The following is a 14,024-nucleotide window of genomic DNA, read 5'->3' on the forward strand; positions in this document are numbered from 1 at the left end:
CATGTCCCAAAACCTGATTCTGATTGTCGAAGACGAACCGCAACTCTCTGCCGTCTTGCGCGACTATCTGTTGGCTGCCGGTTATCAATGCCATCAGGTCTATGACGGCGCCGATGTCGTCAAAGCCTATCAACAGCATCATCCCGACCTGGTGTTGTTGGACTTGATGCTGCCCAACCGCGACGGTATCGACATCTGCCGTGATCTGCGCGCCATCTCTGACACCCCCGTCATCATGGTCACCGCACGGGTCGAGGAAATCGATCGCCTCCTGGGCCTGGAGGTCGGTGCAGACGACTACATCTGCAAGCCATTCAGCCCTCGTGAAGTCGTCGCTCGCGTCAATACGGTGCTGCGACGCTATCAGCGCAACCCGTCGACGAGCGCGACACCGGGATTGGCGATAGACGACGCGGCGCTGCGGGCCAGCGCAAACGGCCAGGACCTGGGCCTGACGCAAGTGGAATTCCGTTTGCTGCGCACCCTGGCCGCTGAGCCCGGGCGGGTGTACTCACGCGATCAACTGATGAACCACCTGTACATGGATCACCGCGTGGTGACTGACCGCACCGTCGACAGCCACGTCAAAAATCTGCGGCGCAAGCTTGCTCAGGCTGGCGCAGAGGACTGGGTCCAGTCCATCTACGGCGTAGGCTATCGTTTTGAATCTTGATCGGCCTGATCATCGTCATCATCGATGTCGATGATCTCTACCGCATTCGGCATCTCGCCCCAGCGCGGCATATTAGGCATGTCGAGGCCAAAACAATCCAGCGCGCGTCCCAACGACTGATCGACAATGTCCTCGATGGACTTGGGATTCGTATAAAACGCCGGGACAGGGGGATGAATGATCGCCCCCATCTCCGTTGCCGTCAGCATATTACGCAGATGGCCTGCATGCAGCGGTGCTTCGCGCACCATCATCACCAGCGTGCGGCGTTCCTTCAGCACCACGTCGGCTGCGCGCGTCAGCAAAGATGTCGTCACACCGGTGGCGACCTCAGCCAAACTGCGTACCGAACAAGGTGCAATCAGCATGCCCATGGTGCGAAATGACCCGCTGGCTATCGCCGCCCCGACATCGTTAATGGGGTACACAACATCCGCCAGCGCGTGCAGATCACGCCGGCTCAACTGAGTTTCGTATTCGCGGGTCATTTCCCCGGCCCGCGACACCACCAGGTGCGTCTCGATGCCCAGCTCGCGCAACACCTGCAACGCGCGAATGCCATAAATCACCCCGGTCGCACCGGTAATGCCCACGATCAGGCGGCGGGGGGAATCAGACTGCTTCATTATTCGGGGGGCCTTGAGGAAAACGAGATTGTGGGCGGGCGAATCCAGATACTTTAACGTATTTGAGTCCGCCGCCTCAGCCTAGTCTTTCGTCACCCCGGCACTCTGGACCACGGCACGCCAGCGATCTGACTCCTTCGCGATAAATTGCCCGAATGCCTCGGGACTGCCCTTTACAGGCACCGATCCCAGCTGCGACAAGCGTTGCCGGGTTTCCGGTTCTTCCAAGATCAGATTCACCTGTTCATTCAAATATGACACGACGGGCTTGGCCACCCCTGCCGGCGCCAACAACCCATACCAGACCGGCGCATTGAACTGCGGATACCCCGCCTGCGCAAACGTGGGCACGCCGGGCAATGCCTCCAGCGGCTGGTCGCCCGTCACCGCCAGCACTCTGACCTTGCCGCCTGCAGCTTGCGGCACCGCCGAGGGTGCAGTATCAAACATGGCCTGTATCTGTCCGCCGATCAGATCCACCATCGCGGGCCCGCTGCCTTTGTAGGGCACATGCTGCATATCGAGCGCGTTCTGCGATGCAAACAGATAGCCGGCCAAATGCACAGAGGTCCCCGCGCCGCCAGAGCCGTAGTTGACCTCGCCGGGATGTTGTTTGGCGTACGTGGCAAACGTCTTGACGTCTTTGAAACTGCTGGCCGCGCTGACCAAAAGCACCGTCGGAGAGTTCGCGATATGGGCAATGGGAGTAAAGTCCTTTGCCACGTCATAACGTAGTTTGGGATACAGGGACGGGTTGATGCACAAGGTCACTTGACCGAATAACAACGTGTAGCCATCGGCCGCCGCGCGCGCAACGAACTCATTGCCGATATTGGTGCCCGCGCCGGGACGATTTTCCACAATCACGCTGGCGCCTATCCTGTCGTTCAAACGCGAGGCGATATAACGCGCGATATTGTCGCTGCCGCCGCCCGGAGAAAACGGCACGACCACCGTCACCGGACGCGCCGGATACCCATCCGGCCCGTTACCCGCCATCGCCACAACAGGCGCGACCATCCCCAGTGCGGCACATAGTGCCGCACGCAAACGTGCAATATTCATTGATGTCTCCTCGCTGGGCCGGCAGGTGGCTCGAACGGCCACCTTGACGGCGATATGCTTAGTTCAGAATCACAACTGTTTAGCCACGGCGGCCCCAAACGCTTGAGTTCCGCTGTTTCCGCCGATATCCGGCGTGCGCGCAGCCGGGTCGTCCAACACCCGATCAACAGCGGTATGAATCGCCTGTCCGGCCTTTGCGTAGTTTTCCAATCGGCGATGCTCGCCCACCCAATCCAACAACATCGCCACCGACAGAATCATGGATGTAGGATTGGCCTTGTCCTGCCCCTGAATGTCCGGCGCCGAACCATGTTGAGCCTGGGCGCAGCACAGGTCATCGCCTGCCATTATCGAACCCGCCAACCCGAGACTGCCCGATAGCTCACTGGCCAGATCGGAAAGAATGTCGCCATAGAAATTCTCGGCTACCAGCACATCAAAGCGCTCCGGCGATTTCACTAAATGTGCGGTCGAAGCATCCACTAGCAGATCGTCCAATGCGACCTCAGGAAACTCCGTCGCGACCTTGCGCACGCACTCCAGGAACAACCCGTCCGTCATATGAAAGCTGTTCGCCTTGTGGATGGCAGTCACTTTTTTGCGGCGTTTCATCGCCAGCTCAAACGCACGGCGGGCGATACGCTCGCTGCAATGACGCGTGATCTTGCGCACGGACAACGCCATATCGGGCGACGGCATCATTTCGCCCCACCCGCGCGCCATATTCCTGTCCGGATAAAAACCCTCGGTCGCCTCGCGCATGATCACCAGATCCATCTTGCGGCCCGCGCGCATATTGCTGGGGATGCTGTCACGCGTACGTGCCGGGCGAACGTTGGCGTACAGATCCAGGCCTACGCGAAAGGCCCCTGAAATATTGCGTCCGCCCTTTTCCGGCGCAGGATAATCCGCATGCGATTGCGTGCCCAGAATAATGCCATCGTAGCCACGCGCGCCCTGCAACACCTCTTCACGCAGCGTCGTGCCGTGTTTTTCCAGACTGACAAATCCCACATCCTCGTACACGAAAGACAGATCGAGGCCATAGCGCTGATCCGCGGCCTTGAGCACATTGACCGAGGCTTCGACAATTTCGGGCCCGATACCATCGCCGGGCAGCACCAAGAATTTCATTCTTCATATCCTAAAAAAATAACCACTGATCGCCGTTCACAGTGCATGCGCTGAATGCCATGACGCTTCGGCTTAGCATTTCACTGCCTAGCCTTGCTTGCCGTGCTCCGCCGCAATAGGTCGTGTTTCGCCACTGTCCACCAATGTCCGCGTGGCATTCTGCGAACCATAAATCCACAGAATCTTCATAGGCTCGGTGTCCGAGGCGTTGCGAAATCGATGCGGCACCCCTGGCGGAATAAATGTGACGTCCTGGGGCTTGACCGCGAATTCCTCGCCGTCAATGTCAAAGATCGCATTGCCCTCGACCAGCATCACACTTTCCTCGCAGTTGTGGTGATGGAAAGGGATCTGGGCGCCACCCTGAAATTCGGTGTAGCCGGTAATGAACGCTGTAGCACCGACTCCGCGGGTGACTAGCGGCGTCGTGCTCGCACCACCTCCGCGATCATGTTTTTGAATGGTTTCCGGCTGAATCAGCACCGCGTTGGAACCCGTCTTGATCATGAGTACATTCCTTTAAAAATAGCCTGTGCACGACGCTCCGCTGCACAGACACATAGCCAAATCAAATTTCAAAACCATAGAGACGCCCAGGGTTGTCGACCATCAGCGCGTTGAATTGCTGCGTGTCCGAGACCCATTCGCGTAACAACGTCAACGTGGCCATCACATCCACCTCTCGGAACGGCTCGATCTTCGTCACTGTGCCCTTGCGCTGGCCGTTGCCGCCGGTATGTGGCCAATCGGAGGCCCACACCAGGCGATCCGGCGCAATCTCCAGGCACTGGCGCACCATGGGCGCCAAGTCAGCGTACTCGGCCACCTGCGACACGCGATACGGCGCGGAGAGCTTCATCCACACATGACGGCATGGCAATAGCGAGGCCAGCGTTTTCATCGATGCGGCGCCGCCGCCAAAATGATCCAGTACGACAGTCATGTCCGCATTGCGTAGTACAGGCGCCAACAAAGCCAACGCCTGGCTATCGACGTGCAATTGCACATGCCAGCCACGCCCGCCGATCCGATCTGCTACCGCCCGGAAACGCTGAATCAACACCGACGGATCCGTGGCCGCGTGCACATGAAAATTCAAACGCACGCCCCTCACCCCGTGGTCCTGCAGCGAATCCAGCTCCGAATCGGACACGGTGGCAGGGTCCACGACTGCCACGCCACGAGCCCGCGTCACGCCCAAGGTACGCAATGCCTCGCACATGGCGCGGTTATCCAGTCCGTAGCAACTGGGCTGCACCAGCACCGCCCGTTCAACACCCAACGAGGACTGCCACTGCCGTAACGCTTGGACCGGCGCCACTGCGGGGGTATAGGCCCTGTCGGCGTCATAGGGATAGCGCTCGGGGCAGAAGACATGCACGTGGCAATCACAGGCACGGGCTGGCAAAACGGTCACTGCAGAGGACATGTGGACTGCCTGATCAAAGGGGATATCGCGGCTGAGCGCCTCCGCGGTGGTAGCCGCGGACACACCAAAATGGTCTTTTGTTAATATAAAGTACCACTCATTCAAACCGCGGCGCAAGCAGAATTTGAAAATCAACCACGGTTCCGGACGTACCTGCCTCATCAAACGTGCGCCGCTCCCGGCCGCTGAGATACGATAGGCAGGCATCCCCTTTTCATTGAACGCATGCCCCAATCCCTTCAGTCTCAACTCGCCACCGATATCCTCCAGCGGATCAATGCCCAGTCGATGCCGGCAGGGACACGTTTGTCCGAGCGCAGTCTGGCCGAGGCATTGCGGGTGTCACGATCCCCGGTGCGCACGGCGCTGCGGCAATTGGCCGATCAAGCCCTGATCGACCCTCATCCCGACGGCGGATTCGTAGTCGGCGCAGGCGCGCTCCAGGTCAAGCCCGCAGCCCTGGCCAACACGTCAGAACAGGAAGACCTCTATCTGCGCATTGCTCAGGAACGGCTCGATGGCAAGCTGCCCGCGCGAGTGTCTGAAAATGAGTTGATGCGCCGCTACGACGTCACGCGAAGCCAGCTCACCGACATACTGCGCCGCATTTCAAACGAGGGCTGGATGGAACGGCTGCCTGGCCACGGCTGGGCCTTTACCGAGGTGATGACCTCGTCGGTCGCTTATGCAGACAGCTACAGATACCGCATCCTGGTTGAGCCAGCCGCGATTCTGGAACCCACATTCCATATCGACGAAGCTGGGCTGAAACAATGCCGTCAGGAACAACAGGCTCTAGTGGGTGGCGAAGTGCATCATGTTTCGCCAGCGCAGATTTTCGATGCCAACACGCGGCTGCACGAAACCATTGCAGCATGCTGCGGCAACGCTTTTATTCTGGATTCACTACGACGCATCAATCGCGTTCGCCGGCTGATGGAATACCGTAAAGCCGTGGACCGGCAACAGGCATTGCGCCGTTGCGAGGAACACCTGGTATTGATTGATCTGCTGCTGGCGGGCCAACTGGAAAAAGCCTCCACCATGATGCGCACCCATCTGCTGGATGCTGCCCGCGAAAAGCGGGCAGTGGCATCAGCGTAGCGGAAACGCTTCAAACGTGGATGCCCGCGACCTGGACCAGTTTCTTCCAGCGCTGGCTTTCCTGCGCCATGAACGCAGCCGTCTCTGACTGAGACATCTTTGGCATGAGCGGCGTGCCTTGGCGTTCGAAATTCTCCACCAGTTGCTTGTTATCCCGCGCGGCCTCGAAAGCCTGTCCCAGACGGTCCACGATACTTTGCGGTGTCCCTGTCGGCGCCCACAAGCCGTTCCACGTCACAATCGTGAAGTCTTTCTTCAACAGCTCGCTCAGCGTCGGAATATCGGGCGCGACAGAGAGCCGCTCGCCATTGGTCGTGGCAATCGCCCGCAGGCGCCCGGACTGCACCATCGGTCCCACTACGGACCACGGGTCCACCGCATACGTGAGCCGCCCGCCGATGACATCGGCCATCACTCCTTGAGAGCCCTGCTTGTACGGCACATGCAACAGATCGGGATATCCCAGCTCCGTCGCCAGGCTCTTGCAGATAATATGGCTGGAAGTCCCCACGCCATTAGAAGCATAACTGTCGGTTTGCGGATTCGCCTTGATATGCGCCGCCAGATCATCCAAGCTATGGATCTTGCTCTCGGCCGAGACAACCACAAACACGGGCACACTGATCGTGACCGCGATAGGGGCAAAATCCCGCGCCGGATCATAAGGCAGATCGGCATACACGAAAGGCGCGATGACATAAGGCGTCGCCGCGCTATACAACAGGGAATAACCATCCGGCTCGGCGCGTGCAATGACGTTGGCGCCCAGATTGCCGCCTGCTCCCGCGCGGTTTTCGACCACCACGGAAGCGCCTTTTATGGCTTTCGCAACCACTTCGGCGTATACACGCGCGGCAATATCGGTACTGCTGCCTGCTGAAAATGGCACCACGAACTTGATCGGGCGGTCTGGATAGTTCGCTGCATTGGCAGAAGCGGCCAAGGCCAGTTTTCCGCCGCCTAACAACGCAGGTGCTGCGGCAAGTGTGCCCAAAAATGATCTTCGGCTATAACGCATCGTTGTATTCCCCTTGTTGACGTGATCACTGCTAAAAACCAAGCTGCCGCCCCATGGCGGCAGCGGCCATTCAATACAGAATGCTGGGTTGCAAGCGCCGTCCGTCTATCAAGCGCTCATACGAAAAATCATCCAGGGCAATCTCGGCACGCCCATGCACCATCAATTGCGCCAGACTTCGCCCCGCTCCCAATGACGAGCTGAAACCATGACCGCTAAATCCCGTGCATAGAAACAACCCAGGCAGACGCGCGACATCCGAGATGATGGGAATGCCATCCGGCGTGTTGTCGATGACGCCGCCCCATGCCCGGTCGATCAGATTCGGCCCCATACCCGAAAACAAAGCCGCCGCGTCCTCATAAGCGCTTCTGACCAGATTCATATCGGGCTTTGGATCGAGAACCCGATGGCGGATATAGGGAGACTGGTTCAAATAGAAGTAGCGAAACTCATCCCATAGCTGGGCGAAAAATTTTCGTCCCAGAGAAACATTGACGTTCGCTTTTCTGGCTTGGTACAGATCCCGGAACTTCATGCCATAACGCAGCAGGTCGGGCACTACGTGCATGGTGCCGCGCCCGCTCTTGGCCAGAGTCAGGCCGCCATCTTCCCTGTCTCGGAATGAGAACTGCGTCGCTCGAGCCGGCGAACGGCCGCCGGTATCGAACTGCAGACTCTTCGACGCCGACGAATGCACCTGCAGGATCGGCAGCCGCAGCCGATGTTTTCTGCAAAACATGGAGGACCATGCACCGCCGGCCAAGACCACCTGCTTCGCACGCACAATGCCCTTTTCTGTCTGGACGCCCGCAATACGGCCGCCCTCGATCAGCAACTCATTTACCGCGCACTGCTGAACGATTTTTGCGCCCTGCTCCTGCGTATGCTTGGCTAACAACGGGATCGCCCGCGATGGCTCGGCATAGCCATCCCGCTCGGTACGTATCCCTCCTATCCAGGCGGATTTTCCCCAGGCATGCGTGGCGTTGGCTTCGCGCGCGCTCAACATCTTCGACGGGACACCGCGCGCAGAAGCCGTGCCGTGCCATCGCTCCCAGGTTTGCAACTCCTTGGGGTTATCCGTGACGAACACCACGCCGGTCTCGCGAAATCCCACATCTGCGCCCGTCTCCGATTTCAGATGACGCCACAGATCCACACTCAGCTTGGCCATTTCCAACTCGCGGATGTCCCGCCCGAGCGTGCGGCACCAGCCCCAATTTCTACTGCTCTGTTCCGCTGCGACCCACCCCTTTTCGATCACTGCGACACTGGCTCCCAATCGCGTCAGTTCATAGGCCGTAGCAATCCCCGCCGCCCCCGCTCCGATCACCACCACATCTGCCGAGGGCGGTGGTGACTGAGCCGTATCTACCCGCAAAAGCGTTTGCTTCAGTTGTTGCATGACAATGGCTGCCTGATAGAGTTCTTGGTCGCTCAGACATCACGCGTCTGCGGCTTGCAATTGGGGATAGGCCTTCTGCATCTGCTCGAAGATCTCGTCGATCAGTTCGGGCCGTGTATCGCCGGCGTCTTGCCGCACTCGCTGATCCACCGCGTCAAAGATCTTTATCTTGAGAAAGTGCCGCCAGATCGGCGCCACACCTGCCAGATGCTGAGTCAGCTTCGCATAGCGGGCAGGCGTCCATACCGATTCGAACGCCGTTCTGCCGTCGCCGTAGTCATAGTGCGCGCCGTTCTGAACCTGAGCCGCAGATAGTTGAGCCCGCAGCGCTTTGGTTTCGTCCCGACGCACCTCGTCGCCATCGATGACCACGCCATACTGGTTGCGGGCGTTATCGACCGACACATAACCGCAACGCACATCGTGCAGCACTTGTTGAGGATCGCGCTCAAAGGGCGAGCCATAACCACCGCCTCCGCAGCCGTCCAGACGAATCACATCGCCCGGTTGGCATTGAATGAAATCGTTGACGCCCAGATCCTCTTCATGCGGCGTGCCAGGATTGCGTGTGAATTTGGACACCGTACCCGCCTTGCCCCCCAATACGCCCCAAGACGCAAAGCGCGAACGATCACGATTGCGTGCTGTGACAGCGGAATTCGGCGTAAAGACCTGAAACTCCATAGAGGTTCCTAGCCCTCCGCGATATTTTCCAGGCCCGCCGCTATCGGGGACCATGCCGTATCGCGTAATCCGAATCGGCACCTCGGTCTCGTTGATCTCTACCGGCGTATTACGCAAGAACGCCACAATCGCGCCAGACGCATCGACCCCATCGCTCCAGGGATCGCCGCCCGCGCCGCCGCCTACAGGCCCGATAGCTGCAATGATGTTCTTGCCCAAGCGATCCGTGGTCTTGACGTTCACGATGCTCATGCCGCCGGCCGGAGAGGCTGGCAAACGATCCGGCACAACCTGGGAAAACACACCCATCGTGGCGTATTGCACGACTTTGCACGTCAAACTGCGCATTCCCACAGCGGCGGGCGGTAGCGGATTGACCACCGACCCTTCCGGCAAAATGCATCGGGCGACGCGCAACATCCCTGCGTTCAGCAAGATGTCCGGATTCAAGGAATACAGCACGTAATTCAGGCCGACCAGGGCCAACACATGACGCTCTCTGCCACCGGTAGGCATGTTCAACGATGAATTCAACTGCGGGTCGCTGCCCGAAAAATCGAATTCCAGACTGCCATCCTGGATACGCAGCGTAATCGCAACACGCAAGGGCTTGCCGTTCAAGGAATCTTCGTCGGCATACTCGGCAAAGAAATATTCACCGTCCGGCATGGACCGCACGATTGCGCGTGCCTGTTCCTCGGAATAATCCAGCATGGCCTCTACGCCATCCTGGAATGTCTCCAGTCCGAATCTCTCGATGATCTCGAGAATGCGCCGCTCGCCGGTCATCAGCATGGCGATCTGCGCCTGCAAATCACCGCGATTCTGTTCGGGCGAACGCACGTTGATTTCCATCAAGCGCATCAACTCATTATTGAGTTCACCACGGCGCACGATCTTGGTCGGCGGAAAACGGATGCCTTCTTGCTGCACCTCGGTCAGAGTACGCGACAACGAGGCAGGAACGGCGCCCCCCATATCGGTATTGTGAATATGGCCCCCGACAAAGCAAACAATCTTGCCTTGGTAATACACGGGTTTCCACATCATGATGTCGGGCGTGTGCGTCGCGACAAAGCCGCTGTATGCATCATTCGTCATGCAGATATCGCCCGGCTCGTAGCTGTCGATCATCTGGATCACGCTGCCAAAATCCAGGCCTGGGTACCACGTGGCTCCCAATGTCTTGGGTGACGCAAACGTCTGACCTGCCAGATTCATGATGGTGCAGGAGAAGTCCTCCGTTTCCTTCACAAATGCCGAATGAGCCGTACGCATCAGAGTATGCGCCATGCTTTCAGCAGCCGCTACGCAGTAGTTGGCAAAAATCTGCAGTACCGTTTTATCGAAATTCATGTGATCCTCGCCCGATTCAGTTCAGTTCAAGCGCTATAAGCTCGAGATTCCCGTAGACGTCCACGTGTGCGTCAAAACCGGGCAGCACGCAGGTCGTGCAATCGTCCTGCGCCACGATCGCCGGTCCGCTGAACGTCTGACCGGCGAGCAGCTTGTCCCGGCGATAAAGCGGCACATCCCGATACTCGCCTTCCATCCAGACTTGCAAGGTGGATTCGGTTTGCGGCGTTCCTGAGCCTTTGGCGATATGGCGCAATTCCGGTTTAGGCGTTCTATACGTGATCACCAGGCGTATCGCGACAACCTGAACGCCGGCGCTCGCATCACCGTGCCCGTATAGACGCTCATGCTCTTGGTGAAAGGCACGGCTCAATTTATCGATCTGACCTTGCTCGAGCCATTCACGCTGAATAGGCGTATCGATCTCAAACGACTGGCCGCGATACCGCATATCCGCAGAGACATCGATCTCGGCTCCACTATCGCTGCCGACCTCGGCGACGAGCCATTCGCGGGCTCTCGTCTCCAACTCCTGGACCGCCGTCGCCAGGCCAGGCAGTGTGCCCACATTCAGATCGCAATAAGTGGTCTGAACAAAGTCGTTCTTCACATCGGCAATCAAACCGCCTAGCGCGCTCAGCACCCCTGGCGTGGTGGGCACCAGCAGTTTCTGCACCTTCAGCGCCTTTGCCAGATAGCAGGCCAGCATCGGACCCGCACCGCCGAAAGGCATCAGGTTGAACACCCGCGGATCGATACCGAACCGCGAGATCACCCGGCTGACGCCTGCATACATGCTCGATACAGACACGTTGACGATGGCCTCGGCAGTCCGCAGCACATCCGTTCCCAAACGCTCGGCCAATGGCGCAATCGCCCGACGCGCGGCATCGACATCCACTTTGACGGCGTTGTAGCCCAGTTGCTGCGCGCCGATCACGCCCATCACGGCAAACGCGTCCGTGATGGTGGGCTGTGTCCCGCCTTTGCCATAGCAAACGGGTCCCGGCGTCGAGCCTGCGCTTTGAGGCCCTACTTTCAACACGCCCAGATCATCGACCCAGGCAATGGAGCCGCCGCCATCACCCACCGACGAGACGGAAACCGAAGGAATATGAATCTGAAAATCGCCGATGTATTCACCGGTCGCGAACTGCGGTTTCCCGTCCACGATCAACGCGATATCCGCGGTGGTACCGCCTATATCCAGGCTCATGCAGTTCGGGATATTGCACAGTTTGGCGATATACGCAGCGCCAATCACACCAGACGCCGTGCCGGACAGAATCATCTGAACGCAGTTCGCCTTGCCGTGTTCTGCGCTCATGACGCCGCCATTGGACTTCGTCACTTTCAAGTCGACAGGAACACCGCTCTCGCGCAAGGCCCCCTGCAGGCTTTCCAGATAATGCGACACGCGCGGCTGCACATAACCGCCGATCACCGCCGTCAGCGTACGCTCGTATTCCCGGATGATCGGCCAGACTTCGTGCGAGCACGACACAAACATTCCCGGCAGCGCACGCTGCAAAATCGCCTTGACCTCGAGTTCGTGGGCGGGATTACGATAGGCATGCAACAGAGAGATCACGATGCCTTCGCAGCCCGCCTCGCGCAAGGACTCCGCCACGGCCAGCACGCTGGCCTCATCGACGGGCGACACCACGCGTCCATCAGCGGCCATCCGCTCATCGACCCCGAACACCCGATCACGGGAAATCAACGGCACGGGGCGTTTGGACATCAGGTGGTACATGTCCGGGATCTTCAGGCGGCCAATATCCAGCACGTCCTCGAAATTGCGCGTCGTGATCAGCGCCAGCTTCAGCCCACGGCGCTGCACCACGGCATTCACGCCCACGGTCGTGCCGTGCGTGAAATACGATACCTGCGCCGGATCGAGGGCATACCGTGCCTTCAATTGCTCGATACCGGCCAACACCTCGCTGCCTGGCGCGTCGGGGCGGGAAAACACTTTCAGGGTCTGGATGGTCCGCGTCGACTCATCCAACACGGCGAAATCCGCAAAGGATCCACCGATATCCACGCCTATCCGAAGGCTCATTGGGGCACTCCTCAAAATTGGGGGTCAGGTCCGTGCAGGCCCCCGATCTGCTGCATCAATGTGCCCATGGTAGGGATTCGCCACCCATATGACTAATTGAATTATCATCAGATGTCATGCAAAAATGATATGACCCATGCTGAACTTCCGCCAGATCGAAACTTTCCGCGCTGTCATGCTGACCCGGTCCATGACCCAAGCGGCCAAGGATCTGAACACGACCCAGCCCAACGTCAGCCGGGTCATCGCCCAACTGGAAAGCCGTATCGGTTTGCGCCTGTTTGAACGCATCGCAGGCAAGCTCATCCCCACACGGGAAGGCGAGGTTTTCTTTCGCGATGTCGAATTGACATTCGCGGGCCTGCGCAGCCTCGAGCGGTCTGCAGCGACATTACGCACGCGCGGGACCGGGCATTTGCGTATTTCGGCCGTCCCGTCTCCCGCTTTGGTGACCGTACCCGAGGCCATCCGCCTGTTCGCAGAGAAATTTCCCGACGTCACGGTGTCATTACACGTGGCGGACTCCATCACGGTCTGCCAATGGACCGCCGCAGGTTATAGCGACATCGGTGTCGCGTCCGACATTTTCAGCAACCCTGGCATTGGCCACCATGTGGCCAGCAAATCGCTGGGCGTCTGCATCGTCTCGACCAAACACCCCCTAGCCACGAAACGCCGTCCCTTGACGCCCAAAGATCTGGCGGGCGAACGATTCCTTTCGCTGTCACCGAATGACGCCATGCGCAAGGTGATCGACGCCGTATTCGCCGCGGCAGGCGATCAGCGGCGTCTATCCTACGAATCGCATTTTGCCGCCGCAATCTGCCACATGGTGGACTTGAATCTGGGCGTCAGCATCGCCAATCCCGATGTCGCCGATAGTTTCCGATCCCTGAACATCGCGATCAAACCGTTCGCACCGGATATCGTGTTTTCAACGTATCTCGTGTATCCCTCGGGGAATCCGCTCAGCCTGCTGGCCAAGACATTCTGCGAGTGCTACCAGACCGTAGCGACGCGCCGGCGATTGCTGAGGGATTCGGCGTGAGCAGCCACAGCGGGGGTTTAGCGGGCAGGGCGAGGGGGGTATGAGTTCTATTGGACGTCGAGGCGGGGCAGTGACCGTGTTGGCGCTTCACGGAGTCGGTCGGCCGCCTGCGCGTCCGACACCGCTTTGTCAACCTCGTCGCTGCGCTCCTTCGGTTTCCCTCGCTCGCCTCCGAGGCGCGCCAACACGGTCACTGCCCCGCCTCGACTCGCAGAATCTCTGATTCCCTGCATCGCTGGCACGACTGGTCTTCGTAGGCTTTGTAGGAACTGGCGTTTGCAAGGATGAAGATCTTGCAGGGCTGCTATTCATGGCCGCCTACGGGCGCGGCCATGAATAGCGTTCGGGATCTGCATGCGAAGGGTTTGGCATCGGAGACGAACAGAAGATCTCTCGAGCTACGATTTCGTTATA

At 58.9% G+C, this 14,024-nt stretch carries 12 protein-coding genes; 3 read left to right on the top strand and 9 right to left on the bottom strand.

Annotated elements, in window-relative coordinates; translation table 11 throughout:
* Position 1 precedes the first annotated feature (1 nt).
* Positions 2 to 673 carry a response regulator gene (locus CAL20_RS19445; RefSeq protein WP_094822659.1) on the top strand — a complete coding sequence of 224 codons (672 nt, stop codon included), beginning with the start codon at positions 2 to 4 and terminating at the stop codon, positions 671 to 673.
* Here the strand turns inward: CAL20_RS19445 and CAL20_RS19450 are convergent.
* The 5 genes from CAL20_RS19450 to CAL20_RS19470 form a co-directional block, all read right to left on the bottom strand.
* Positions 655 to 1,299: a UbiX family flavin prenyltransferase gene (locus tag CAL20_RS19450; protein WP_094838694.1), complete on the bottom strand. Its 645-nt coding sequence runs from the start codon at positions 1,297 to 1,299 to the stop codon at positions 655 to 657. The genes CAL20_RS19445 and CAL20_RS19450 overlap by 19 nt on opposite strands.
* 81 nt (positions 1,300 to 1,380) lie before the next feature.
* Positions 1,381 to 2,364: a Bug family tripartite tricarboxylate transporter substrate binding protein gene (locus tag CAL20_RS19455; protein ID WP_256981634.1), complete on the bottom strand. Its 984-nt coding sequence runs from the start codon at positions 2,362 to 2,364 to the stop codon at positions 1,381 to 1,383.
* A gap of 69 nt (positions 2,365 to 2,433) precedes the next feature.
* On the bottom strand, positions 2,434 to 3,498 hold the full coding sequence (locus CAL20_RS19460; protein WP_094822661.1) for an isocitrate/isopropylmalate dehydrogenase family protein: 1,065 nt from the start codon (positions 3,496 to 3,498) through the stop codon (positions 2,434 to 2,436).
* An 87-nt stretch (positions 3,499 to 3,585) separates the two neighbouring features.
* Positions 3,586 to 4,005, bottom strand: coding sequence for a cupin domain-containing protein (locus CAL20_RS19465; RefSeq protein ID WP_094822662.1), 420 nt, complete (start codon positions 4,003 to 4,005; stop codon positions 3,586 to 3,588).
* A 61-nt stretch (positions 4,006 to 4,066) separates the two neighbouring features.
* Positions 4,067 to 4,927 carry an amidohydrolase family protein gene (locus CAL20_RS19470; RefSeq protein ID WP_176456562.1) on the bottom strand — a complete coding sequence of 287 codons (861 nt, stop codon included), beginning with the start codon at positions 4,925 to 4,927 and terminating at the stop codon, positions 4,067 to 4,069.
* Between the two features lie 225 nt (positions 4,928 to 5,152).
* Here CAL20_RS19470 and CAL20_RS19475 point away from each other — a divergent pair, with 225 nt between their 5' ends.
* A complete protein-coding gene (locus CAL20_RS19475; RefSeq protein ID WP_094838695.1) occupies positions 5,153 to 6,031 on the top strand; it encodes a GntR family transcriptional regulator in 879 nt (292 codons plus the stop codon).
* 10 nt (positions 6,032 to 6,041) lie between these two features.
* Here the strand turns inward: CAL20_RS19475 and CAL20_RS19480 are convergent, their stop codons facing one another.
* The 4 genes from CAL20_RS19480 to CAL20_RS19495 all read right to left on the bottom strand — a co-directional run bounded on the left by CAL20_RS19480 (position 6,042) and on the right by CAL20_RS19495 (position 12,562).
* A complete protein-coding gene (locus CAL20_RS19480) occupies positions 6,042 to 7,025 on the bottom strand; it encodes a tripartite tricarboxylate transporter substrate binding protein (protein WP_254924253.1) in 984 nt (327 codons plus the stop codon).
* Between the two features lie 94 nt (positions 7,026 to 7,119).
* On the bottom strand, positions 7,120 to 8,457 hold the full coding sequence (locus CAL20_RS19485) for an NAD(P)/FAD-dependent oxidoreductase (protein WP_094822666.1): 1,338 nt from the start codon (positions 8,455 to 8,457) through the stop codon (positions 7,120 to 7,122).
* A gap of 39 nt (positions 8,458 to 8,496) precedes the next feature.
* Complete coding sequence (locus CAL20_RS19490) at positions 8,497 to 10,497, bottom strand: hydantoinase B/oxoprolinase family protein (RefSeq protein WP_094822667.1); 2,001 nt, start codon at positions 10,495 to 10,497, stop codon at positions 8,497 to 8,499.
* A gap of 16 nt (positions 10,498 to 10,513) precedes the next feature.
* Positions 10,514 to 12,562 carry a hydantoinase/oxoprolinase family protein gene (locus CAL20_RS19495; RefSeq protein ID WP_094822668.1) on the bottom strand — a complete coding sequence of 683 codons (2,049 nt, stop codon included), beginning with the start codon at positions 12,560 to 12,562 and terminating at the stop codon, positions 10,514 to 10,516.
* A gap of 136 nt (positions 12,563 to 12,698) precedes the next feature.
* Between CAL20_RS19495 and CAL20_RS19500 the strand changes: the two genes are divergently transcribed.
* Positions 12,699 to 13,610, top strand: a complete 912-nt coding sequence (locus tag CAL20_RS19500; RefSeq protein WP_094822669.1) for a LysR substrate-binding domain-containing protein — start codon at positions 12,699 to 12,701, stop codon at positions 13,608 to 13,610.
* Positions 13,611 to 14,024: the final 414 nt, after the last annotated feature.

The organism is Bordetella genomosp. 4 (assembly GCF_002261185.1).
Classification (GTDB): domain Bacteria; phylum Pseudomonadota; class Gammaproteobacteria; order Burkholderiales; family Burkholderiaceae_B; genus Bordetella_A.

What these genes read in the sequence shown, in the direction of transcription:
- CAL20_RS19445 (WP_094822659.1), top strand. Translation starts at nt 2, where the DNA reads ATGTCCCAAAACCTGATTCTGATTGTCGAAGACGAACCGCAACTCTCT.
- CAL20_RS19450 (WP_094838694.1), bottom strand. Translation starts at nt 1,299, where the DNA reads ATGAAGCAGTCTGATTCCCCCCGCCGCCTGATCGTGGGCATTACCGGT.
- CAL20_RS19455 (WP_256981634.1), bottom strand. Translation starts at nt 2,364, where the DNA reads ATGAATATTGCACGTTTGCGTGCGGCACTATGTGCCGCACTGGGGATG.
- CAL20_RS19460 (WP_094822661.1), bottom strand. Translation starts at nt 3,498, where the DNA reads ATGAAATTCTTGGTGCTGCCCGGCGATGGTATCGGGCCCGAAATTGTC.
- CAL20_RS19465 (WP_094822662.1), bottom strand. Translation starts at nt 4,005, where the DNA reads ATGATCAAGACGGGTTCCAACGCGGTGCTGATTCAGCCGGAAACCATT.
- CAL20_RS19470 (WP_176456562.1), bottom strand. Translation starts at nt 4,927, where the DNA reads ATGTCCTCTGCAGTGACCGTTTTGCCAGCCCGTGCCTGTGATTGCCAC.
- CAL20_RS19475 (WP_094838695.1), top strand. Translation starts at nt 5,153, where the DNA reads ATGCCCCAATCCCTTCAGTCTCAACTCGCCACCGATATCCTCCAGCGG.
- CAL20_RS19485 (WP_094822666.1), bottom strand. Translation starts at nt 8,457, where the DNA reads ATGCAACAACTGAAGCAAACGCTTTTGCGGGTAGATACGGCTCAGTCA.
- CAL20_RS19490 (WP_094822667.1), bottom strand. Translation starts at nt 10,497, where the DNA reads ATGAATTTCGATAAAACGGTACTGCAGATTTTTGCCAACTACTGCGTA.
- CAL20_RS19495 (WP_094822668.1), bottom strand. Translation starts at nt 12,562, where the DNA reads ATGAGCCTTCGGATAGGCGTGGATATCGGTGGATCCTTTGCGGATTTC.
- CAL20_RS19500 (WP_094822669.1), top strand. Translation starts at nt 12,699, where the DNA reads ATGCTGAACTTCCGCCAGATCGAAACTTTCCGCGCTGTCATGCTGACC.